This window comes from Janthinobacterium sp. SUN128 (assembly GCF_030587275.1).
In the GTDB taxonomy this organism is placed as follows: Bacteria; Pseudomonadota; Gammaproteobacteria; order Burkholderiales; family Burkholderiaceae_D; genus Janthinobacterium; species Janthinobacterium lividum.
In genome coordinates, this window is record NZ_JAPWHY010000001.1 from 3,357,839 (window position 1) to 3,379,025 (window position 21,187).

Consider the following 21,187-nt stretch of genomic DNA (forward strand, 5'->3'; position numbering starts at 1 on the left):
ACGCATCGGCATGACCACGGGGTTCGGTAGCTTGGCTATCCGGCCCCGTTTTTCATTGCAATCCAGGCAATAATCCTCTGCTTCTTCCCCGATTTTTTACGCCCGCTGAAAACAGCGCGGTAAATCCCCCTCTCAAGTCCTGATTGATTCTGCCGATAACAGCTTATATTAGCGTTTTCCTAGGAGTATTCAGTGGCCATCACACCTACCCTTTCATCCATCGGCATCGGCGCTGGCGCCAGCGGCTTGGATGTGAATGCCATCATCGACAAGCTGATGACGGCCGAAGCGGCCCCACTGGGTACTTTTGACAAGAAAACGGCCTCCTACCAGGCCAAGCTCAGTGCGATGGGCACCTTGAGCGGCGCCGTCAGCACCTTCCAGAGTTCGCTGTCCGCCCTGTCCAACACCAATAACTTCCGCGCCGTCAGCGCCACGCCCGCCGATCCCCTCGTGCTGACGGCCAGCGCCGGCGCCAAGGCCGTGGCCGGCAACTACAACATCAATGTCACCCAGCTGGCCCAGTCGCAGACCCTGATGTCGGGCGGCATGGCCAGCAAGCTGTCGACCATCGGCCTGGGCAGCAAGACGACGATCTCGTTCCAGCTGGGCTCGCTCGCGGGCGGCACCTTCGGCCTGAGCGGCACTGCCCTGGGCGCCACCACGGCGCAGACCGGCATCAGCAACGGCTCCCTGATACTCAACGGCACCGCCATCCCCACCGACGCCAGCACCAAGAGCGCGCGCGCGCTGGCGGACGCCATCAACGCCAAGAGCAGCACCACGGGCGTGACGGCCACGGCCCAGCCGACGTCGAGCAGCGCCACCATGTTCAGCGGCTTCGGCAATATCGAAACGGGCGCGGACGGCACCTATTCGCTGTCGGTGGGCGGCATCTCGATCGTCACCCAGGGTAACGGCGTCGCCGCAGGCGCCGGCATCACGGCCGCCTCGCTCGACACGACGCTGGAAGGCCCGAATACCGTCTCGAACGCGCTGGCGGCAGCCAACATTACCGTCACGGGCAAGGCCGCCGACGGCACCCTGAAGTTTACGCGCGCCGACGGTTCCAACCTGAATATCGAAGAAGTGGTGACGGGCTCCGTCAAGGGCGGCATCGGCCATGCCTCGAACTCGGTCAATGACGGCTCGAACGTGACGCTCACCAGCACCATCAATCTGGCCTCGAGCAATGCCAGCCCGATCACCATCGCCGGCAGCAATCCGGCCGCCGCCGGACTGACGGCAGGCTCCGGTGGCGCCTACATGAACACCAACTTCACCCAGGATGGCACGCAGGCAACGGGCACGGTGGTGATCGACTCCACCAACAACACCTTGCAAGGCATCCGCGACGCCATCAATAACGCGGGCCTGGGCGTGATGGCCAGCATCGTCTCGGACGGCACGGACAAACCGTACCATCTGGTGTTGAGTTCGTCGAAGACGGGCGCCAACTCGTCCATGAAGATCTCGCTGAGCGGCAGCGACGGCCTGCCCCCGGACAGTGCCCTGAACGATCTGTTGTCGTATGATGCGGGCGGCACGCAAAACCTGAAGCAGAACAGCGCCGCGCAAAACACGAACTTCAGCGTCAACGGCATCGCCATTACCAGCGCCTCCAACAGCGTCGATACGGCCATCGAAGGCGTGACCCTGGGCATTGCCAAGGTCGGCAGCACCAGCTTGTCGGTGCAGAAAGATACCTCCACCGTCAAGACCAGCATCAATGCCTTCGTCAAGGCGTATAACGACCTGAACACGGCCATGGCCAAGATGACGGCCTATGATCCGGAGACCAAGAAGGGCGGCGTCCTGCTGGGCGATTCGACGGCGCAATCGATCCAGAGCCAGCTGCGCAGGCAGCTGGGCGCGCCCATTACCGGCTTGAACAGCAATTTGAGCACTCTGAGCCAGGTCGGCATCTCGTTCCAGAAGGACGGCAGCCTGGCGCTGGACAGCAGCAAGCTCGACAAGGCCATCAGCGCCAACTTCACCGACATCGCCGGCCTGTTCTCCGCACTGGGCAAGGCCACCGACAGCAACGTGTCGTTTACCAGCTCGACGGCCGCCACCAAGCCAGGCAGCTATGAATTGACGATCACCACGATGGCCAGCCAGGGGTCGATCACCTCGGCCGCCGTCATGCCCGCCAGCACGACGATTGCCAGCGACACCACGTGGAGCATCACGCTCAACGATACCGAGCCCAGCGCTGCCAAGAACACGGCCCAGGTCGTCATTCCTGCCGGCACGTACACGCCCGCGCAGATGGCTTCGCTGATCCAGTCATCGATCAACGGCGTGAAGTCCTTTTCCGACGCCGGCTCCACCGTGTCGGCCTCCATCGATGGCACGGGCAAGCTGGTGCTGGCATCGAGCCGCTACGGCTCCGTCTCGAACATTGCCATCAGCAGCGGCACGGGCACGGCGCCAACCGCCCTGTTCGGCGCATCCACGCCCGTCAAGGGCGCGGACGTGGCCGGCACCCTGGGCGGACAACCGGTGATCGGCTCGGGCCAGACCCTGACGGGCGCCGCCGGCTCGCCAGCCGATGGCTTGAAGATTGAAGTCACGGGCGGCACCACGGGTTCGCGCGGCACCGTCAGCTTCTCGCAAGGCTATGCATATCAGTTGAACAACCTGGCCACCTCCTTCCTCGGCACGGACGGCATGATCACCAACCGCTCCAAGGGCCTGAACGAAACGATCAAGAACATTGCCACGCAGCGCGACAAGTTCAGCGAGAAGCTGACGGACATCGAGGCGCGCTACCGCGCCCAGTACTCGCGCCTGGACGTGTCCCTGAATAAATTGCAGGGCATGCAAACCTATTTGACCCAGCAGCTGGCCGCCATCGCCGCCAACCGTTAAGCCCAATCATCAGGAGAATTATATGTTTGGAACCCAACAACGCGGCGTCAATGCCTACGCCAAGGTCGGCCTGGAGACGGGCATCGTCTCGGCCTCGCCGCACAAGCTGATCGTGATGCTGTACGACGGCGCCCTGGTGGCCGTGCTCAGCGCGCAAGTGCACATGAAATCGGGCAATGTGCCGGAAAAAGGCAAGTCCATCTCGAAAGCCATCCAGATCATCGACAATGGCTTGCGCGCCAGCCTGGACAAGGAAGCGGGCGGCCAGATCGCCGAAGGCCTCGACGCCCTGTATGAATACATGAGCGCGCGCTTGCTGGCGGCCAATATCCGCAACGATCTTGGCATGCTGGAAGAAGTGCAGCGCCTGCTGACCGACCTGCGCGAAACCTGGAACGCCATAGGCGCCACCCCCGCCGCCATGCCTGGCGCCGATTTGAAACGTATGCCCAGCCTTGCGAGCGCCTGACCCATGATGACGAATCAAGAAGTCCTGACCACCTACGAAGCCATGCAGACCCTGACGGGCCAGATGGTGACCGCCGCCACCAACGCCGACTGGGACGCGCTGGAAGAGCTGGAACAGCGCATCAGCACGCATGTGGCCGCGCTGAAGGCGAATGAAGAAAAAGTCGTGCTGGAAAGCGCCGGCCGCTTGCGCAAGGTTGCCCTGATCAAGCAGATCCTGGAAGACGACCGCAAGATCCGCGACCTGACCATGCCGTGGATGGCGCAGTTGTCCAAGCTGATCAACAGCACCGGTACAGAGCGGCGCCTGGCCAACGCCTACGGCGCGTAAACACACACGGGGGCGCCATGTTGCCGAAGATGGATGCAATCGGCATGACGCCCTTGACCCCGATCAAGGGTACGCGCCCGGCCGACACCGTCGCCGACCCGCGCCAGGCCGAGTTCCAGCGCTCGCTGCAGGGACTCATCGGCAAATCCATGCAGGGACAGGTGCTGGCCCGCATGGGCGACGGCAGCTTCCTCGTGCGCGTGGCCGGCACTCCCGCCCGCATGCAGCTGCCCGCTGGCGCCCAGCCGGGTACGGAAATCCCCCTGACCTTGATCGGCATCAATCCCCGCCCCTCTTTTCAGATCGGCAATAACCGCGACCAGCCCGCCAGCGCCCTGCTGACGTATGCGGACGCGGACGCAGAGCCGGACGCGGCCGAAACGCGTGGTCCCCAGGCCGGCGCCGCCCAGGCGGGCACGCGCGCCGGCAGCACGGCCGCCACGCTGCTCAGCCGTGCCCCCCTGACGCCAGCCAATCTGCTGCCCGCCCTCGCAGGCGACACGCCTGCGCCCGAGCTGAGCACCACCGCGCGCGCCATCAGCAGCGTGCTCAGCCAGGCCGAAAGCGTGCCCGGCGCGCCCCTGTCCCTGGTCGGCAAGACGCCGCTGATGGCCACGCCGGGCGCCGCCCCGGCCCAGGTAGCCCAGAACCTGCGCGATGCGGTCGGCAGCAGCGGCCTGTTCTATGAATCGCATGTGGCGGAATGGGCCGAAGGCAAGCGGCCGCTGGCGTCGCTGCTGCTGGAACCGCAGATGCAGAAGCCCCAGGCAGGCGAAACGGCCAGGACAGGCACCGACCTGGCCTCGGCGCAGCTGATCAATTTGCAGCTGCATACGCACGAACAGGCGCGCGTGCAATGGCAGGGCGAAGCGTGGCCTGGCCAGAAGATGCAGTGGGATATCAGCAAGGATGCGCCGGAAAGCCAGCAGCACGACGGCCGCGACGGCGACGAGGAAGCGACGGCCTGGCGCAGCAACGTGCGCTTCCAGTTTCCGCTGCTGGGGGACCTGGCCGCGCACGTGGTCTTGCAGGGCGGCCGCGTGCACATCCAGCTGCAGGCGGGCAGTGAAGGCAGCGCCGACACCTTGCGCCAGCATGCCCCGCGGCTGGAAGCGTCGCTGGACGCGGCCGGCTGGCCATTGTCGTCGCTGAGCATTGCCGGCAAGCCGGACGCGGAAGAGCCGCCGGCAGCGGAAGCGGGAGCAGGCGATGCTTGACGACACCAAGCGCAAGGTGCCGCAGACGGCCGTCGCGCTGGCCTACCAGAGCGGCACGCCGGCGCCCAAGGTGGTGGCCAAGGGGAGCGGCCTGATCGCGGACCAGATCATCAGCACGGCGCGCGAACACGGCGTCTTCGTGCATGAATCGAAGGAATTGGTGGCGCTGCTGATGGATGTCGACCTGGACCGCCAGATTCCTCCGGGCCTGTATCGGGCGATTGCGGAACTGCTGGCCTGGTTATATCATATTGAATCTGCGAATGGCGGGCCCATCCCGCCGCCGCCCGACACCAGCGTCAACCTCACCGATACATAGACAGGCATCAATGCAAGCACATATTATGGATTCCGGCCTCGAAAACTGGCATGATTTTGAAGTGGAATCGCGGCGGGAAATCATCGCCTTGCTGCGCAGCATCAGCGAAAAGAACCAGCTGATCCGCATGCTGATCCACGGTGAATCCGATGTGTGCGTCACCTCCATCCTGGAAGTCGATGCCGAACGCGATACCGTCATCCTCGACCGTTCCGTGAACGCCGACCAGAACCGGCGCATGGTGGCTGCCACTGGCATCTCGTTTGAAACCTCGCTCGACAAGATCCGCATCCTGTTTGCCAGCGCCCTGGTGGAAGAGTGCAATTATGGCGGCACGCCCGCCTTGAAAATTGCCATTCCAGAAACGCTGATCCGCTTGCAGCGGCGCGAGTATTACCGCATGACGACGCCCGTGAGCAATCCCGTGCGCGTGGCAATTCCCCTGCCGCCCTCGCTGGGCGGCGCCGACACGCTGTTCCCGCTGGCCGACATCAGTTGCGGCGGCATCGCCATCCTCGACAATAAACTGATGCTGGGCGAAACCATCGGCAGGGACTATCCCGGTTGCCGCATCGACCTGCCCGACGTCGGCATCGTCACCGCGACTTTACAAATTCGCAATTCGCTGGACATGACCCTGCTGAACAACAAGCTGAACCGCCGCCTGGGCTGCCAGTTCGTCGACCTGCCGCGCAGCATGCTGGCGCACGTGCAGCGCTATATCACGCGACTGGAGCGCGAGAGAAATGCGCGCATGGCTGGGTTGGGCTAAGCGTCAGTTGACCCAGAACGCAAGGGCTGGGGTCGGACCCTGAGGGTCCGACCCCGGTCTTCGTTTTGGGTCATCAACAGTTAAACCTGCATATTCATGATTTCATGATACGCAGAAACTAATTTATTCCTCACCTGCACCGTCGCCTGGAATTCGATGCTCGACTTTTGCATCGACACCATCACATCCGACAGGCTGACCTTTTCATCACCCATGGTAAAGCGCTGGCCCAGCGCCGACGAGGCCTTTTGCGCGCCGCTCACGGAGTCCAGCGCGCTCTTGAAGGCATCGGCAAAATTCACCTTCGCTGCCGGCATTTCGGTCTGGATCGCCGGTATTTTCGCCTCCGGCCGCGTGGCCGCCGACTTCAGTTGCGCGATCATCGCCTCGATCCTGCTGCTATCGATACCGCCTGTTTTCACTTTGCCTCCCGATTCTGGTCTGCTGCATAACTGTTCCTTGCCTGTTGCACCCAGAGAACAAAACCCTGGCTTGCCTGGCAACGACGGGTACAATAACTTCCGTCACATGTTGCCAGGGTTCCACAATACCAGCGCCAACGCCAGCCGCTCGGCCGAGCAGGCGGCAAAAGCGCCTTCTATTTGGACGATTGAAGCGCGTGACAGTGGCGGATAATTCTGCATATCGCCCCCTCCTCCCGAGGAAGCGGCCCCACGCAGCACCGAATACCCGTCAAACCACACGCCCTGGAAGGCAATCATGGCTGTAGCCGAAGAAATCGATGTAAACCGCATACCGCCTGAACCGGCGCCTGCCCGCTCGCCCGTGGAATCCGTGCAAGCCTTCGCCAAGACGCCGATGGGCAAGAATTTCCTGCGCGGCCTGGGCGTGGCCGCATTGATCGCCATCGGCGTGGCCCTGTACATGTGGAACCAGCCGCCCGAATACAAAGTCCTGTTCTCCAACTACACGGACCGCGACGGCGGCGCCATCACCGCATCGCTGGACCAGCTGGGCATCAAGCACAAGTTTTCCGAAGGCGGCGGCGCCATTCTCGTGCCATCCGAACAAGTCCACGATGCGCGCCTGAAACTGGCCGCGCAAGGCTTGCCGAAAGGCGGCAACGTGGGCTTCGAGCTGATGGAAAACCAGAAGCTGGGCGTGTCGCAATTCCTGGAACAGGTCAATTTCCAGCGCGCGCTGGAAGGCGAACTGGCGAAATCGATCGAATCGGTGTCCGCCGTCGATACGGCGCGCGTCCACCTGGCCCTGCCGAAACCGTCCGTCTTCGTGCGCGAACAGCAAAAACCGACGGCTTCCGTACTGCTGAACCTGCACCCTGGCCGCGGCCTCGACCAGCTGCAGGTGAGCGCCATCGTGCATCTGGTGGCGTCCAGCGTGCCGGAATTGCTACCAATCAATGTCACCGTGGTCGACCAGGCCGGCACCCTGCTGTCCAACCAGGAAAAGGACAAGGACCGCGCCAACGGCATCAAGAGCCTGGACCCGAACCAATTAAAGTACGTGCAGCAGTTGCAGCAAAGCGTGATCAAGCAAGTCGAATCGATCCTGCTGCCCATCGTCGGCGAAGGCAATGTGCGCGCCGAAGCGACGGCTGACGTGGATTTCTCGCAAAGCGAGCAGGCCGCCGAAACCTACAAGCCGAATTCGCCGCCGGAAGCGTCCACCATCCGCAGCCAGCAAACGAGCGAATCGACGGGCGCCGGCAATGCCAACCCGTCCGGCGTGCCGGGCGCGCTGTCGAACCAGCCGCCAGGCGTGGCGACGGCTCCGCTGACGGCCGAGGCGCCAGGCGCCCCGGGCGGCGCACCGACGGCACCGACACAGAAGGAATCGACGACGAATTACGAAGTTGACAAGACCGTGCGCTACGAACAGAAATCCATGGGCGGCCTGCGCCGCCTGTCGGTCGCCGTCGTCGTCAATTACCGCCGCACCTTCGACAAGGATGGCAAGGTCACCGTCAAGCCGATTTCCCCTGCCGAAATGGTCCAGATCAATAATCTGGTGAAGGAAGCGATGGGCTACAACAAGGAACGCGGCGACAGTTTCAGCGTGGCCAACTCGCCCTTCGACGGCATCGACCGCGCGCCGGAAGGCAAGCTGGAGTGGTGGCGCGACCCGGCCAACTTGCCGCTGGCCAAGGAACTGGCGAAATTCCTCATCACGGCCCTGATTCTGCTGTATATCTTCATCAAGATCGTGCGTCCGATGCTGCGCCCCGTGATGCGCAAGATCGACGATTTCGGCGCGCCGCCGCCCGTCATCGAGCCGGAACTGGCCAAGGACGGCGAAGAAAACGAAGTCCTGCTCAGCGAAGCGGAGCTGGAAGAACTGGAAGAAGATACGGCCCGCGGTTATCGCGAAAACCTGGCGATGGCCAGGAAACTGGCGCAGGAAGACCCGCGCGTGGTGGCCAACGTAATCAAAGCATGGATAGGCAATAATGACTGAGACAACGGGACTGCAAAAAGCATCGATCCTGATGCTGGCACTGGGCGAGAGCGAAGCGGCCGAGGTCATGAAATTCCTCGGCCCGCGCGAAGTGCTGAAACTGGGCGCCGCCATGGCCACCATGAAGGGCATCGCGCACGAGCAGGTGGTCGAGGTGCTCGACGACTTCCGCGCGCAGACGGAACTCAATTCCACCGTCGGCCTCGATTCGGACGAATACATCCGCCAAGTCCTCACCAAGGCGCTGGGCGATGACAAGGCGTCCGTGCTGCTGTCGCGCATCCTGGGCGGCAAGGATGCGTCCGGCATCGAATCGCTGAAGTGGATGGATTCGCAATCCGTGTCCGAGCTGATCCGCAACGAACACCCGCAGATCATCGCCACCATCCTCGTCCACCTGGAACGCGACCAGGCTTGCGAAATCCTCGGCCACTTCACGGACCGCCTGCGCAACGACGTGGTCTTGCGCATCGCCACCCTGGACGGCGTACAGCCGGCCGCCTTGCGCGAGCTCAACGACGTGCTGACGAAACTGCTGTCGGGTAACGAAAACATCAAGAAATCGTCGCTGGGCGGCGTGCGCGCGGCGGCCGAGATCCTGAACTTCATGAGCGGCGAGCAGGAAGGCTCCGTCATGGACAATATCAAGAACTACGACAACGACATGGCGCAAAAGATCATGGACGAAATGTTCGTGTTCGACAACGTGATCGATATCGACGACCGCGGCATCCAGCTGCTGCTGCGCGAAGTGCAGTCGGAAATGCTGATCATCGCCCTGAAAGGCGCCTCGCAAGAGCTGCGCGACAAGATCTTCAAGAACATGTCGCAGCGCGCCGGCGAGATGATGCGCGAAGACCTGGAGTCGAAAGGCCCCGTGCGCCTGTCGGAAGTGGAATCGCAGCAGAAACAGATCCTGCAGATCGTGCGCCGCCTGGCGGACGAGGGGCAGATTGTCTTAGGCGGAAAAGGCGAGGATTCGTTTGTCTAATTTGATTCCCAAAGAGCAGCAAACCGCCTACCAGCGCTGGGAAATGACCTCGTTTGGCGACGAGCGTCCCAGCGTGGTGGCGGCGCGCAAGCTGCTCGAACCGGACCCCGAGCCCGAGTTCGACCCATTTGCCGAGCTGCACGAGGAAGAACCGGCTCCGCCGCTCGAATATCCGACGCAGGAAGAACTCGACGCCATCCGCGAGGAGGCGCGCGCCACGGCCTTCGACGAAGGCCGCGCGGCCGGCTATGCGGAAGGCCATGCGGCAGGACATGCCGATGGGCACGCGCAATCGTATGCGGAAGGCAAGGCGGCTTCCGCCATCGAGCTGGCGCATCTGCAAACCATCGCCGTCGACTTCGGCACGGCCGTGCACCAGGCCGACGAACTGATCGCCAATGACGTGATGGAACTGGCCCTGCAGCTGGCCAAGGGCATGCTGAAGACGGCCTTGCCCGTGCGTCCCGAACTGATGCTGCCCGTGGTGCGCGAAGCCATCGAATACTTGCCTGTACTGCAACAACCTGCCTTGCTGATGCTCAACCCGGAAGATGCGCAAGTCGTGCGCGACGGCATCGGAGACGAGCTCGACAAGGGTGGCTGGCGCGTCATCGAAGACCCCAGCGTGGAACGCGGCGGTTGCAAGATCGACACGGCCAGCAACCAGATCGACGCGCAGACGTCCACCCGCTGGCACCGCCTGACGCATGCGCTGGGCAAAGACCTGGACTGGCTGGCGCCGTGAGCGAGCCAGTCAAAGGCCCCACAGCCCATGCGGCGCGCTGGCGCGCCTACCTGAGCGACTGTTCGGCCGTGGTCGGTTTTGTCGAACCGATGCAGATTTCAGGCCGGGTCACGCGCGTGGCCGGCCTGGTGATGGAAGCCGTGGGCCTGCGCCTGGCCGTCGGCGCCGCCTGCACCGTGCCGCTGCCGAATGGCGGCCGGGTCGAGGCGGAAGTGGTGGGGTTTGAAGGCGAACGCCTGTTCTTGATGCCGCAAAGCGACGTCGAAGGCATCGTGCCCGGCACGCGCGTGTTTTCCGTCGAACCGGCCATTCCCCGCCCCGGCAGCGTGGCGCACCCGCGCCGCCGTCCCAGCGACCGCGCGCGCCACCTGCCCGTGGGTCCGCAACTGCTGGGCCGCGTGCTCGATGGCGCGGGCCGTCCGCTCGACCAGCTGGGCCCGCTGCACACGACCGACAGCGCCCCCATCAACGTGCGCCCCGCCAATCCCCTGGGCCGCGCGCCCATCGTCGACACGCTCGACGTGGGCGTGCGCTCGATCAATGCCATGCTGACCGTGGGCCGCGGCCAGCGCATGGGCCTGTTTGCCGGTTCCGGCGTGGGTAAAAGCGTGCTGCTGGGCATGATGGCCCGCTACACGGAGGCGGACGTGATCGTCGTCGGCCTGATCGGTGAACGGGGACGCGAAGTCAAGGAATTCATCGAGCAGATTCTCGGCGCCGAAGGCCTGGCCCGCTCCGTCGTCGTGGCCGCGCCGGCCGACACGCCGCCGCTGATGCGCCTGCAAGGTGCCGCGTATGCGACGGCGATTGCCGAGTATTTCCGCGACCAGGGGCAAAACGTGCTGTTGATCATGGATTCGCTGACCCGCTACGCCATGGCGCAGCGCGAAATCGCCCTGGCCATCGGCGAGCCGCCTGCCACCAAGGGCTATCCGCCGTCCGTCTTCGCCAAGCTGCCCGTGCTGGTGGAACGGGCCGGCAATGGCGAGGAAGGCGGCGGCTCGATCACGGCCTTCTACACCGTGCTGACCGAGGGCGACGACCAGCAGGACCCGATCGCCGACTCGGCGCGCGCGATTCTCGATGGCCACATCGTGCTGAACCGCCGCCTGGCCGAAGCGGGACACTATCCGGCCATCGACATCGAGCAATCGATTTCGCGTGCGGCCCATTCGATCACCACGCACGAGCACCAGCAGCAGGCGCGCAAACTGAAACAGCTGTATTCGCGCTATGAACGCAGCCGCGACCTGATCAGCGTGGGCGCCTACAGCGCCGGCACCGATCCCGTGCTGGACCAGGCCATCGCCCTGCATGAAAAGATTGAAGCGTTTTTACAACAGCAAATCACGGAGCGGGTCAGCATGGACGAGAGCTTGGGGCAACTTACCGCTCTATTCGAGTGATTAGGGCTTGCATAGCGGGAATATAATCAGTCATGGCTTCTCCTTCCCAACTTGCAACCCTGATCGACCTTGCCCAGCGCGAAACGGACGACTGCGCCAAGCGCCTGGGCGCGGCCCTGAAAGCGCTCGACGATTGCCGCGAAAAGCTCGACATGCTGTCCGGCTACCGCGACGACTATGCCAAGCGCTTCGAGGCCAGCATGAGCAGCGGTATCACGCCCATGGCTTACCGCAACTTCCAGGCCTTCATGGTCAAGCTCGACAGCGCCATCCTGGGCCAGCAGCAGGTGGTCGAGCATGCGCAGGCGCGCAGCGACAATGAAAAGATGCGCTGGCAGCTGGCCGAACGCAAGCGCATGTCGTACACCACCCTGAACAACCGGGCGCAGGAACAGGCGCTGAAGCTGGAAAACAAGCGCGACCAGAAAGCAATGGATGAGCACGCGGCGCGACAAGCCTATTACAAACGCTAAGCAACACTGAGGCAGCATCATGCAAACCCAGCCAACCCCGATTTCCCAGATAGTCTCGCCGAATGCCACGCCGGGCGCCGCCAACCGCAGCCAGCCGTCCGCCAGCGGCACGGCGGGCGACTTCCAGCGCACCCTGAACCGCCAGATCGAGCAACGCCAGGCCAGCCGCAATATGGCGCAAGCGCAAGTACCAGCGCCTGCGCCGACGGCCCGCCCTGCTGCCACGTCAGCACCCGCCCAGGCGCCAGCGAGCGAAGCGAAGCCGGCGCAGGCAGACACCGAACAGGCGGCCAGCAGCGAACAGCCGCCCGCGCAATCGAGCGAGGCGGCGACAGCCGACAGCGCCACGGCCGAGGCCAGCGTGCCTGCCGCCCCCGCCGCAACAGTGACGCCGCCAGCCGATCCAGCCGCCGAGATGCTGGCCCTGGTGGGCAGCATCCAGCTGGCCATCCAGCCGCCAGCGGCCAAGGCCGGGCCGGAACTGCCGGCGCGCGCCAGCGTCAAGGCCGAGGGCAAGAACCTGGCAACAGGGCCCTTGCTGGCAGCCGGCCAGGGCAGCGGCAAGGCCGCCGCCACCGTCATCGCGCAAGCCGACAGCGGCGACTTTGCCGACAGCCTGCTCCAGGCCCAGGGCAAGACGGCCGCCACGCCAGGCGCCAGCGTGCCGGCCGGCAAGGCCGAACCTGGCAAGCTGGCCATCGACGCGCAACTGGCAGCCACTGCCAAGGCTGGCGCCGCCATGGCCGAGCCGATCATCAAGGAAACACCTGCCGACCTGAGCCGCCTGGCGGCCCAGTTGCAACCGGGCGCGCTGCAGCAGGCCGCGGCCGCTGTGGCCGTGCCGAGCGACAAGCTGGCGGGCCGGGTCGGCACGCCGGCCTGGGACCAGCAACTGGGACAGAAAGTCGTGTGGATGGCGGCCGGCGGCGACCAGAGCGCCACGCTGACCCTGAATCCGCCCGACCTGGGACCCGTGCAAGTGGTACTGACGGTCACCAATGACCAGGCCGATGCCGCCTTCATGTCGGCCCAGCCGGAAGTGCGCCAGGCGCTCGAAGCGGCCATGCCGCGCCTGCGCGAAATGATGAGCGAAGCGGGCATCGCCTTTGGCAGCGCCACGGTCTCGGCCGGCACGCCGGAACAGCAGGACCAGGGTAACCGGGAAGCATCTGGCGGACGCCGTGGCAATGGCCAGGGTGGCGGCGTCTCCGGTGGCGAGATCGCCATCGCGCCGGCTACCGGCACACGCAGCCGGCCCAGCCTGAGTGCCGTGGATACCTTTGCCTGAGGATAATTCGTCGTCCTCGGGCCACAGGCGTGCCCCACAGCGTAACTTTTCGTCTAAAAACAGCGAGTTGAGGGCGCTTCCGCCCTCTTTTCACTGCATCCTTCTGCGCAGAATTTGCCGATAATGACATAATGGCGTCGTGATCCACTTCCATGCACTCGAGTACCATTGAAAGCAAATCCAAAAATGAAAGCAGATCCGAAAGCAGATGCAGGCCTGGCTCCCGCCGGCGCCTCGAAAAAGAAGCTTCTGATCATCGTGCTGGCCTCGGTGCTGGTGGCTGGCGGCATCGGTGGCGGTGCCGCCTGGTACTTCCTGCATGGCAAGGCCGATAAAGAAGAATCGGCGCCCAGCAAGAAAAAACATGCCGCGTCCAAGGCAGGTCCGCCCGTCTTCGTGCCCGTCGATGCCTTCACCGTCAACTTGCAGCCGGAAAATGGCGAACAATACCTGCAGATCGCGTTTACCCTGCAGGTGAGCAGTCCGGAAGAAATGGATTCCATCAAGCTGAACATGCCGAAGGTGCGCAGCCGCTTGCTGCTGCTGCTGTCCGGCAAGAAGGCATCCGAACTCAATACCGTGGAAGGCAAGCAGCAGCTGGCGGCCGAAATCATCAATCAGGTGAACCAGCCGTTCGAGGACAAAGGGCCGGAGCAGGACGTGACGGACGTATTATTTACCGCATTCATCATTCAATAAGCAGCCATGGCCGATAATTTCCTCTCCCAGGAAGAAGTCGATGCCCTTCTGAAGGGCGTCAACGGAGACCAGGACGACGCGCAGGCGCCGGAAGATGTCACGGGAGTTCGTACCTACAACCTGGCAACCCAGGAGCGCATCGTGCGCGGCCGGATGCCAACGTTGGAAATTATCAACGAGCGTTTCGCCCGGCTGCTGCGCGTGGGCCTGTTCAACTTCCTGCGCCGCAGCGCCGAAGTGTCGGTCGGTTCCGTGCGCGTCTCGAAATACAGTGAGTTCATCCGTAATCTGGTGGTGCCGACCAATCTGAACCTGGTGCACATGAAGCCGCTGCGCGGCACGGCCCTGATGGTCTTCGATCCGGGCCTGGTCTTCCTGCTGGTCGACAACCTGTTCGGCGGCGACGGACGTTTCCATACGCGCGTCGAAGGGCGCGACTTTACGCAGACGGAGCAGCGCATCATCCTGCGCATCCTCGACATCGTCTTCGAGGCCTATACCAAGTCGTGGGAGCCGGTCTTCCCCGTCGAGTTCGAATATATCCGTTCAGAAATGAACACGCAGTTCGCCAACATCGCCACGCCGAACGAGGTAGTGGTGGCGTCCACGTTTACGGTGGAATTGGGCTCCGTTTCCGGACAAATCCACTTCTGCATGCCGTATTCGATGATCGAGCCGATCCGCGATTCGCTGACCTCGAGCCTGCAGGGCGAGGCGCTGGAGGTGGACAAGCGCTGGATCCGCCTGATGACGCAGCAGATCCAGATCGCCGAAGTCGAGCTGGTGGCCTCGCTGGGCACGGCGCGCGTGTCGTTCGACGAAATCCTGAACATGAAGGTGGGCGACATCATCCCCCTGAATATTCCCGAACTGATCGCCGCCACCGTCGACGGCGTGCCCGTGATGGATTGCACCTACGGCGTGTTGAACGGACAATATGCATTGAAGGTGGAGAAACTCCTCGCCAATGCCGATAACATGAATAACCACTAAATAAAATACCCGGGCCGCTGCGGTCCGCATCAGTACAACAGGAGAAACACATGTCTGACAACCAAGACGACCAAAGCGCGGAAGACGATTGGGGCGCGGCCATTGCCGAGCAGGCCAAGGCGGAAGCCGAAGCGCTGCAGAACCAGGCCGCCAATACGGCCAGCGCGGCCAGCGCCGCCGTGTTCAAGGACTTTTCCAAGCAGGCATCAAAGTCGGAAACGCACAACGATATCGATTTCATCCTCGATATCCCCGTGCAACTGACGGTCGAACTGGGCCGTACCAAGATCGCCATCAAGAACCTGCTGCAGCTGGCACAGGGTTCCGTGGTCGAGCTCGACGGCCTGGCCGGCGAACCGATGGACGTGCTGGTGAACGGCTGCCTGATCGCCCAGGGCGAAGTGGTGGTGGTGAATGACAAGTTCGGCATCCGCCTGACCGACATCATCACGCCTTCCGAACGCATCCGAAAACTCAATAAATGAAGCCTGGCCTGTTGATTTCCACCGTGCTGCCGCTCTTGGCGGCATGCAGCATTGCCCAAGCTGAACCGGCAGCGGCCTCAGCGCCGGCGGCCAGCACCGCCAGCGCTTCCGTCGCGGTGGCAAGCGAGACGCCGCCGGCCGCCGCAGCGGTGCCGGCCTCCGCGCCTGCCGCCGTCCTGCCCGCCATGCCGCCCGGCGCACCGATGACGATGGCGCCGACCAGCTCGGCCGGCAGCCTGCTGCAAACCATCCTGGCGCTGATGTTCGTGCTGGCCCTCCTGATCGGTCTGGCCTGGTTCATGAAGCGCTATGGCCCCAAGGTCATGGGCGGCAACAACAAGATGCGCGTCGTCAGTTCGCTCAACCTGGGCGGACGCGAACGCATCGTCCTCGTCGAAGTGGCCGACCAGTGGATCGTCGTCGGCGCCTCGCCCGGCAGGATCAACGCGCTGGCCACCATGCCGCGCCAGGAAAGCGACCTGCCGCAACTGGCCACGGCGCAAAACGGCCCCGCGGCCGCCAATTTTTCCGAGTGGCTGAAACAGACCATCGAAAAACGCAATGGGAAATAAGCAGCAGATGGCGTGGTCCACCTTGAAGACTCCCCTGACCTGGCTGCTGGCGGCAGCCGCCCTGGCCTTGCCGCTATGGGCCATGGCCCAGCCGGGCATCCCGGCCTTCAACAGCACCCCGGCGCCGGGCGGCGGCCAGAATTACTCGCTGCCGGTGCAGACGCTCATCCTGATGACGTCGCTCACCTTTTTGCCGGCGGCCTTGCTGATGATGACCTGCTTTACGCGCATCATCATCGTGCTGTCCCTGCTGCGCCAGGCCATCGGCACGCAATCGGCGCCGCCGAACCAGGTGCTGGTGGGCCTGGCCCTGTTTTTGACCCTGTTCGTCATGGGCCCCGTGTTCGACAAGATTTATACGGATGCGTACCAGCCCTATCAGGAAAACAAGATCACCATGCAGCAGGCGATGGACAAGGGCGTCGATCCCCTGAAAACCTTCATGCTCAAGCAGACGCGCCAGGCCGATCTGGCCCTGTTCGCCAAGATGTCCCGCTCACCGGCCCTGCAAGGTCCGGAAGACGTGCCGCTGCGCATCCTCGTGCCAGCCTTCGTCACCAGCGAACTGAAGACGGCGTTCCAGATCGGCTTTGCCATCTTCATCCCGTTCCTGATCATCGACATGGTGGTCGCCAGCGTGCTGATGTCGATGGGTATGATGATGATGTCGCCGGCCACGATCTCGCTGCCGTTCAAGCTGATGCTGTTCGTGCTCGTCGATGGCTGGCAGTTGCTGCTGGGCTCGCTGTCACAGAGTTTTTACTAGGGGAAATACGATGACACCCGAAAGCGTCATGACCCTGGGCCGCCATGCGATGGAAATCACCCTGATGGTGGCCGCGCCCATGCTGCTGGTCGCCCTCATCATCGGCTTGATCGTGAGTATCTTCCAGGCGGCCACGCAGATCAACGAGGCGACTCTGTCCTTCATCCCCAAGCTGGTCGGCATTTTCGTCGCCATCGTCGTGGCGGGCCCCTGGATGCTGTCCGTCATGCTCGACTACATGCGCCAGGTCTTCACGGGCATTCCGAACCTGGTGGGTTAGTGCAGCCATCGCTGATCCTCCTATGCTGACCCTGTCCAGCATCGAACTCAATACCTGGATCGCAGCACTGCTGTGGCCGCTTAGCCGCATCCTTGGCCTGATCGCGGCCGCTCCCCTGTTCGGCAACGCGGCCGTGCCCGCCACAGTGAAAGTGACCCTGGGCGCGCTGCTGGCCATGATCATCGCCCCCACCGTGCCGGCCTTGCCTGCCGTCAACCCGATGTCCTTGCCCGGCTTGCTGATCCTCACGCAGGAGATGCTGGTGGGCCTGGCCATGGGCTTTTCCATCCGCATCGTGTTTTCCGCCATCGAAATGGCCGGCGAGATCAGCAGTCTCACCATGGGCCTGGGCTTCGCCTCGTTCTTCGATCCGCAAACCAAGGGCAGGTCTTCGGCCATCAGCCAGTTCCTCGTCATGCTGGCCACGTTGATGTTTTTGACCGTCAACGGCCACCTGGTCTTGCTGGCGGCGCTGGCGGAAAGCTTTGTCAGCCTGCCGATTTCGTCGAGTCCCATCAGCGGCGGCGGTTTCCAGCAATTGGCGGCCTGGGGCGGGGAAATCTTCCGTTCCGGCCTGCAAATTTCGCTGCCCATCATCGCTGCCTTGCTGCTGACCAACGTGGCGCTGGGCATCTTGACACGTGCCGCGCCGCAGCTGAACATCTTTGGTATCGGCTTCCCCGTCACCCTGGGCGTGGGCTTGCTCGTGATCGGCATGGTCCTGCCCTACCTGGCCACGCCCTTCCAGAACATGTTCCTGCGCGGCATAGAAACAGCGCGCCTGCTGCCGCGCGGCTTTGCCACGCGCGACCGGCCACCGCCGCCCGCGCCGCCGAATCCATTACGCCCTCCGGCGCCGGCCGCGCCGGCGCGCTAACTCACCGCTGGTCGCTGCTGAGCGCGAAGCTCCAGCGCCGCAAGTCGACATTCAAACGCAACTGGTGATGCCTGACCAGGTAGCGCACGCCGACGAGGGCCGCCGCCAGGCCCGACAGGGCGGCTATGCCCAGCGCCCAGCGCGGGCCGAAGGTGTCGGCCACCCAGCCCACGATGGGCGCGCCCAGCGGCGTGCCGCCCGCCGAGATGGCCAGCACAATGGCCATGACCCTGCCCCGCATGGCGGGCGCCGTCGACAGTTGCACACTGCTGTTGACGCTGGTGGTAAAGGTTTGCGCGGCGATGCCGATGACCACCAGCATCATGCCGAACAGCCAGTAATTGGGCATCACGGCGGCCAGCGCGCAGGCCAGGCCGAACAGCGCAGCCGCCCCCAGCAGCAAGGCCAGCGTGGGCTGGCCACGTCCCGCAGCCAGCAAGGCACCGGCCACGGAACCGCACGCCATCACGGAACTGAGCACGCCATACTGGCTGGCGCCCGCATGGAAGGCCGTCACCGACATGGTCGACAGGAAAATCGGGAAATTCAGTCCGAAGGTGCCGATCAGGAACAGCATCAGCAGGATAGCCATCAGGTCGGGCCGCTGGCGCACATAGCGGAAACCCTCGCCCAGGCTGGCGCGCGTGGCCTTCAGGCGCGGCGCGCGGCGCAGCAATTCCACGCGCAGCAGCAACAGCGAACCGATCACGGCGGCAAACGAGACGGCGTTGATGATGAAGACCCAGCCGCTGCCGACGCTGCTGATGAGCAAGCCGGCGACCGCCGGGCCCAGCATGCGCGCCGCATTGAACGAGGTGGAATTGAGCGCCACGGCGTTCGTCAAATCTTCCTCGCCGACGATTTCGGCAACAAAAGTCTGGCGCACGGGCGAATCGAAGGCCGTCACGCAGCCCAGCAGGAAAGCAAACACATACACGTGCCACAGTGCTACCTGTCCACTGATGCACAATATCCCGAGTCCCAGCGCCAGCAGTCCCATGGCCGCCTGCGTGCACAGCAGCAATTTCCTGCGGTCGAGCAAATCGGCCGCCATGCCAGTGAGCGGCAGCAACAGCAGTTGCGGGCCGAATTGCAAGGCCATGACGATGCCGACGGCGCTGGCATTGTGCTGCGTCAATTCACTCAGCACCAGCCAATCCTGCGCCGTGCGCTGCATCCACGTGCCGATATTCGACACGAGGGCGCCGCCGGCCCAGATACGGTAATTGGGAATGCGTAGCGAACGGAATGTGTTGTTCATCTGGGCGTGCGGGCTCCTTGCCGGGGTCGTGGTGAAAAATTCAGCGGATCACTCCGCCAAGCGTTTGAGTAATGCCACCGCCTTGTCCAGTTCGGTGACTTCGTCCGGCGTGAGCCGGGTTTCAATGGTGCGCGCCAGCCAGTCTTCGCGCGCGGCGCGGCTGGCCGCGATCCAGGCGCGGCAGCTGTCCGTCAGCGTCAAGATGGTTTGCCGGCCGTCAGCCGGATCGGGCGAGCCCGTCACCATCTGCGCCTCCGTCAACGCTTGCACGGTGGCGGCCATCGACTGGGGCCGCATGCCTTCGGCGCGCGCCAGGCTGCTGGCCGTGGCGGGACCGTCGCGTTCGAGGCGGCTGAGCACGGATGCCTGCGACATGCTGACATCGCCCAGGTGCGCCTCTTCGCGCAGGCGGCGGCGCAATTTGCCGACCAGGATGCGCAATTCGCCGGCCAGTTGCAGAACTTGTTCGTGGTCTTCTTGTGGGGTGCGCATGCTAGCCATGTGGTGGATCAACAGCCCCTACTATAACATATAGACAGGTAGACTGCACAGTTTGACTGCATATCTTGTCAAGACAGCCATCTTGCGGACGCAAAAAAGCCGGGGCGGGAGATGACCTCCCTGCCCCGGCTTGCCGGTCCTGCTGCGCTGCGGACGCTTAGCTGATGTAATTGAACAGCGACAAGCCCGAGATGGAGGTGAACGATTTTTGCGCCGCCTGCAGGGTGATCTGCTGCTGGCTGAACAGGGAAATTGCCTTCACCATGTCCAGATCCTGCAAGCCCGACAGGGTGCTTGCATATTGCAGGTCGAGGTCGTCGCCGGCGCTGTCGAGGGTATCGAGTTCCTTCAGGCGCGAACCGACTTCCGCGCGCACCGACAGCACGTTGTCGTAAGCCGTGTCGAGGATATCGTGCGCCGCGTTCAGGCTAGCCGTCAGGCGCGCCTGGCCTGCGTCGCCCGAGGCCGGCTGGCCCAGTGCGCCGATCAGGTTGGTAATCGTGGTAAAGATCGATTCCTTGCCGCTGGGCTCCAGGGTGAACTTGTCCAGGTCGGCCGGCTTGCCCGCGACATTGACTTGCTGGCCGTCAAAGTTGATGGCGTCGCCCGATTTATAGGCCACCGGCACGGCGGGATTCGGAATAGTCTGGCCCAGGGTCACGTCCGTCACGGTATAGGTCGTCTTGGCATCCGTGCCCGTGCCCGTCACCTGGAAGTCGATCGTGTATTTGTGTCCCGTCAACTTGGTGGGATCGGTGACGGTGCCGCCGGAAATGATGCCGGCGCCGCCGCGCGTGAAGTTGCCTGGATCGGGGGCCGTGGTGAACTTGCCGTTGCCCGTCAAATTGTTCTCGAACACGGCCGCGCCCGAGTCGCTGGTGGCCAAATAGCGGGCCGAGCCCACTTGCAGCTCGCGCTGGCCCTGGTCACCCACGTAGGTGGCGCCGCCCGGCGTCTGGCTGAACGGCTGGGTAGTCGACTTGTAGCCGCCGAACAGATAGCCGCCCGCGTTGTCGGACGTGTTGGCGATGCCCATCAGGTCGGTCAAGCGGCCTTTCAGCTCCGTGGCCAGGCTCTGGCGATCGATATCCTTCAATGCCGGATTACCGGCCTTCAGCACCAGGTCTTGCACGTCGGCGATCAGCGAGGTGGTACTGGCCAGCGCCAGCTCTTCCTGCGACAGGAAATTCTTGGCGTTCGAGCGGTTCGTCACGAATTGCGTGTTGATCGTTTGCGACTGCGTCACTTCCAGCGCGCGCGCCGAGGCGATCGGGTCGTCGGCCGGCGTCAGGTTGCGGCGATTCGCCGACAGCTGCATCTGGGTGCGGTTCAACGCGCCCTGCAGATTGTTCAGCTGCGTGCTGCCCGCGTCATAGATCATTTTGGTACTGATGCGCATGATGCTGCCCTTCCGGATGGCGGCGGGGCGCTAT

General features: G+C 63.6%; 24 protein-coding genes. 19 read left to right on the forward strand and 5 right to left on the reverse strand.

The window, feature by feature from the left end:
* Positions 1-192: 192 nt before the first annotated feature.
* The 6 genes from fliD to O3297_RS15175 are packed head-to-tail and all read left to right on the forward strand — an operon-like array spanning position 193 to position 5,981.
* Entirely contained in the window at positions 193-2,874 is a 2,682-nt protein-coding gene (fliD, locus tag O3297_RS15150; protein WP_305049065.1) for a flagellar filament capping protein FliD, read from the forward strand.
* A 22-nt stretch (positions 2,875-2,896) separates the two neighbouring features.
* Entirely contained in the window at positions 2,897-3,343 is a 447-nt protein-coding gene (gene fliS / locus O3297_RS15155) for a flagellar export chaperone FliS (protein WP_152284691.1), read from the forward strand.
* Between the two features lie 3 nt (positions 3,344-3,346).
* Entirely contained in the window at positions 3,347-3,673 is a 327-nt protein-coding gene (locus O3297_RS15160; RefSeq protein ID WP_152284690.1) for a flagellar protein FliT, read from the forward strand.
* 44 nt (positions 3,674-3,717) lie between these two features.
* The gene (locus tag O3297_RS15165; RefSeq protein ID WP_305049066.1) at positions 3,718-4,890 is read left to right on the forward strand and encodes a flagellar hook-length control protein FliK; all 1,173 of its coding nucleotides are present in this window, start codon (positions 3,718-3,720) and stop codon (positions 4,888-4,890) included.
* Positions 4,883-5,209 carry an EscU/YscU/HrcU family type III secretion system export apparatus switch protein gene (locus O3297_RS15170; protein WP_035821344.1) on the forward strand — a complete coding sequence of 109 codons (327 nt, stop codon included), beginning with the start codon at positions 4,883-4,885 and terminating at the stop codon, positions 5,207-5,209. Before O3297_RS15165 ends, O3297_RS15170 begins: the two co-directional genes overlap by 8 nt.
* 25 nt (positions 5,210-5,234) lie before the next feature.
* Positions 5,235-5,981, forward strand: a complete 747-nt coding sequence (locus tag O3297_RS15175; protein WP_080753686.1) for a flagellar brake protein — start codon at positions 5,235-5,237, stop codon at positions 5,979-5,981.
* A gap of 80 nt (positions 5,982-6,061) precedes the next feature.
* On the opposite strand, the gene fliE is transcribed toward O3297_RS15175, so the two are convergent.
* Positions 6,062-6,364 carry a flagellar hook-basal body complex protein FliE gene (fliE, locus tag O3297_RS15180; protein WP_230539976.1) on the reverse strand — a complete coding sequence of 101 codons (303 nt, stop codon included), beginning with the start codon at positions 6,362-6,364 and terminating at the stop codon, positions 6,062-6,064.
* 141 nt (positions 6,365-6,505) lie between these two features.
* Positions 6,506-6,703 carry a hypothetical protein gene (locus tag O3297_RS15185; protein ID WP_099394443.1) on the reverse strand — a complete coding sequence of 66 codons (198 nt, stop codon included), beginning with the start codon at positions 6,701-6,703 and terminating at the stop codon, positions 6,506-6,508.
* On the opposite strand from O3297_RS15185, the gene fliF reads away from it, so the two are divergent.
* From fliF to fliR, 13 genes are all read left to right on the forward strand, one after another.
* Positions 6,702-8,417 carry a flagellar basal-body MS-ring/collar protein FliF gene (gene fliF, locus O3297_RS15190; protein WP_070281292.1) on the forward strand — a complete coding sequence of 572 codons (1,716 nt, stop codon included), beginning with the start codon at positions 6,702-6,704 and terminating at the stop codon, positions 8,415-8,417. The two genes, O3297_RS15185 and fliF, sit on opposite strands and share 2 nt — an antisense overlap.
* A complete protein-coding gene (gene fliG / locus O3297_RS15195; RefSeq protein WP_034787109.1) occupies positions 8,410-9,408 on the forward strand; it encodes a flagellar motor switch protein FliG in 999 nt (332 codons plus the stop codon). Before fliF ends, fliG begins: the two co-directional genes overlap by 8 nt.
* A 43-nt stretch (positions 9,409-9,451) precedes the next feature.
* Positions 9,452-10,153, forward strand: a complete 702-nt coding sequence (locus O3297_RS15200) for a flagellar assembly protein FliH (protein ID WP_052140559.1) — start codon at positions 9,452-9,454, stop codon at positions 10,151-10,153.
* Positions 10,154-10,242: 89 nt separating this feature from the next.
* On the forward strand, positions 10,243-11,559 hold the full coding sequence (fliI, locus tag O3297_RS15205; RefSeq protein ID WP_225317475.1) for a flagellar protein export ATPase FliI: 1,317 nt from the start codon (positions 10,243-10,245) through the stop codon (positions 11,557-11,559).
* Positions 11,560-11,591: 32 nt separating this feature from the next.
* Entirely contained in the window at positions 11,592-12,032 is a 441-nt protein-coding gene (gene fliJ / locus O3297_RS15210; protein WP_070259362.1) for a flagellar export protein FliJ, read from the forward strand.
* 19 nt (positions 12,033-12,051) lie between these two features.
* A complete protein-coding gene (locus O3297_RS15215; RefSeq protein ID WP_305049067.1) occupies positions 12,052-13,320 on the forward strand; it encodes a flagellar hook-length control protein FliK in 1,269 nt (422 codons plus the stop codon).
* 186 nt (positions 13,321-13,506) lie between these two features.
* On the forward strand, positions 13,507-14,019 hold the full coding sequence (gene fliL, locus O3297_RS15220; protein ID WP_070259366.1) for a flagellar basal body-associated protein FliL: 513 nt from the start codon (positions 13,507-13,509) through the stop codon (positions 14,017-14,019).
* A gap of 6 nt (positions 14,020-14,025) precedes the next feature.
* On the forward strand, positions 14,026-15,012 hold the full coding sequence (gene fliM, locus O3297_RS15225) for a flagellar motor switch protein FliM (RefSeq protein WP_034754035.1): 987 nt from the start codon (positions 14,026-14,028) through the stop codon (positions 15,010-15,012).
* 50 nt (positions 15,013-15,062) lie between these two features.
* Positions 15,063-15,497 carry a flagellar motor switch protein FliN gene (gene fliN, locus O3297_RS15230; protein WP_034754038.1) on the forward strand — a complete coding sequence of 145 codons (435 nt, stop codon included), beginning with the start codon at positions 15,063-15,065 and terminating at the stop codon, positions 15,495-15,497.
* Positions 15,494-16,069, forward strand: a complete 576-nt coding sequence (gene fliO, locus O3297_RS15235) for a flagellar biosynthetic protein FliO (RefSeq protein WP_305049068.1) — start codon at positions 15,494-15,496, stop codon at positions 16,067-16,069. The genes fliN and fliO overlap by 4 nt, the downstream gene beginning before the upstream one ends.
* A 7-nt stretch (positions 16,070-16,076) precedes the next feature.
* Entirely contained in the window at positions 16,077-16,835 is a 759-nt protein-coding gene (gene fliP / locus O3297_RS15240) for a flagellar type III secretion system pore protein FliP (RefSeq protein ID WP_370385431.1), read from the forward strand.
* Positions 16,836-16,845: 10 nt separating this feature from the next.
* Positions 16,846-17,115, forward strand: coding sequence for a flagellar biosynthesis protein FliQ (gene fliQ, locus O3297_RS15245; RefSeq protein WP_034754044.1), 270 nt, complete (start codon positions 16,846-16,848; stop codon positions 17,113-17,115).
* Between the two features lie 22 nt (positions 17,116-17,137).
* Complete coding sequence (gene fliR / locus O3297_RS15250; protein ID WP_034787136.1) at positions 17,138-17,992, forward strand: flagellar biosynthetic protein FliR; 855 nt, start codon at positions 17,138-17,140, stop codon at positions 17,990-17,992.
* Position 17,993: 1 nt separating this feature from the next.
* Here fliR and O3297_RS15255 read toward each other — a convergent pair whose 3' ends face one another.
* The 3 genes from O3297_RS15255 to flgL all read right to left on the reverse strand — a co-directional run bounded on the left by O3297_RS15255 (position 17,994) and on the right by flgL (position 21,153).
* A complete protein-coding gene (locus O3297_RS15255) occupies positions 17,994-19,253 on the reverse strand; it encodes an MFS transporter (protein WP_305049069.1) in 1,260 nt (419 codons plus the stop codon).
* 48 nt (positions 19,254-19,301) lie between these two features.
* On the reverse strand, positions 19,302-19,745 hold the full coding sequence (locus O3297_RS15260; protein ID WP_070253732.1) for a MarR family winged helix-turn-helix transcriptional regulator: 444 nt from the start codon (positions 19,743-19,745) through the stop codon (positions 19,302-19,304).
* 166 nt (positions 19,746-19,911) lie between these two features.
* Complete coding sequence (flgL, locus tag O3297_RS15265) at positions 19,912-21,153, reverse strand: flagellar hook-associated protein FlgL (RefSeq protein WP_305049070.1); 1,242 nt, start codon at positions 21,151-21,153, stop codon at positions 19,912-19,914.
* Between the last annotated feature and the right edge of the window lie 34 nt (positions 21,154-21,187).

Coding starts and splice junctions, on each gene's coding strand:
- fliS (WP_152284691.1), top strand. CDS start 2,897: ATGTTTGGAACCCAACAACGCGGCGTCAATGCCTACGCCAAGGTCGGC.
- O3297_RS15160 (WP_152284690.1), top strand. CDS start 3,347: ATGATGACGAATCAAGAAGTCCTGACCACCTACGAAGCCATGCAGACC.
- O3297_RS15165 (WP_305049066.1), top strand. CDS start 3,718: ATGACGCCCTTGACCCCGATCAAGGGTACGCGCCCGGCCGACACCGTC.
- O3297_RS15170 (WP_035821344.1), top strand. CDS start 4,883: ATGCTTGACGACACCAAGCGCAAGGTGCCGCAGACGGCCGTCGCGCTG.
- O3297_RS15175 (WP_080753686.1), top strand. CDS start 5,235: ATGGATTCCGGCCTCGAAAACTGGCATGATTTTGAAGTGGAATCGCGG.
- fliE (WP_230539976.1), bottom strand. CDS start 6,364: ATGATCGCGCAACTGAAGTCGGCGGCCACGCGGCCGGAGGCGAAAATA.
- fliF (WP_070281292.1), top strand. CDS start 6,702: ATGGCTGTAGCCGAAGAAATCGATGTAAACCGCATACCGCCTGAACCG.
- O3297_RS15185 (WP_099394443.1), bottom strand. CDS start 6,703: ATGATTGCCTTCCAGGGCGTGTGGTTTGACGGGTATTCGGTGCTGCGT.
- fliG (WP_034787109.1), top strand. CDS start 8,410: ATGACTGAGACAACGGGACTGCAAAAAGCATCGATCCTGATGCTGGCA.
- O3297_RS15200 (WP_052140559.1), top strand. CDS start 9,452: ATGACCTCGTTTGGCGACGAGCGTCCCAGCGTGGTGGCGGCGCGCAAG.
- fliI (WP_225317475.1), top strand. CDS start 10,243: ATGCAGATTTCAGGCCGGGTCACGCGCGTGGCCGGCCTGGTGATGGAA.
- fliJ (WP_070259362.1), top strand. CDS start 11,592: ATGGCTTCTCCTTCCCAACTTGCAACCCTGATCGACCTTGCCCAGCGC.
- O3297_RS15215 (WP_305049067.1), top strand. CDS start 12,052: ATGCAAACCCAGCCAACCCCGATTTCCCAGATAGTCTCGCCGAATGCC.
- fliL (WP_070259366.1), top strand. CDS start 13,507: ATGAAAGCAGATCCGAAAGCAGATGCAGGCCTGGCTCCCGCCGGCGCC.
- fliM (WP_034754035.1), top strand. CDS start 14,026: ATGGCCGATAATTTCCTCTCCCAGGAAGAAGTCGATGCCCTTCTGAAG.
- fliN (WP_034754038.1), top strand. CDS start 15,063: ATGTCTGACAACCAAGACGACCAAAGCGCGGAAGACGATTGGGGCGCG.
- fliO (WP_305049068.1), top strand. CDS start 15,494: ATGAAGCCTGGCCTGTTGATTTCCACCGTGCTGCCGCTCTTGGCGGCA.
- fliP (WP_370385431.1), top strand. CDS start 16,077: ATGGCGTGGTCCACCTTGAAGACTCCCCTGACCTGGCTGCTGGCGGCA.
- fliQ (WP_034754044.1), top strand. CDS start 16,846: ATGACACCCGAAAGCGTCATGACCCTGGGCCGCCATGCGATGGAAATC.
- fliR (WP_034787136.1), top strand. CDS start 17,138: ATGCTGACCCTGTCCAGCATCGAACTCAATACCTGGATCGCAGCACTG.
- O3297_RS15255 (WP_305049069.1), bottom strand. CDS start 19,253: ATGAACAACACATTCCGTTCGCTACGCATTCCCAATTACCGTATCTGG.
- O3297_RS15260 (WP_070253732.1), bottom strand. CDS start 19,745: ATGCGCACCCCACAAGAAGACCACGAACAAGTTCTGCAACTGGCCGGC.
- flgL (WP_305049070.1), bottom strand. CDS start 21,153: ATGCGCATCAGTACCAAAATGATCTATGACGCGGGCAGCACGCAGCTG.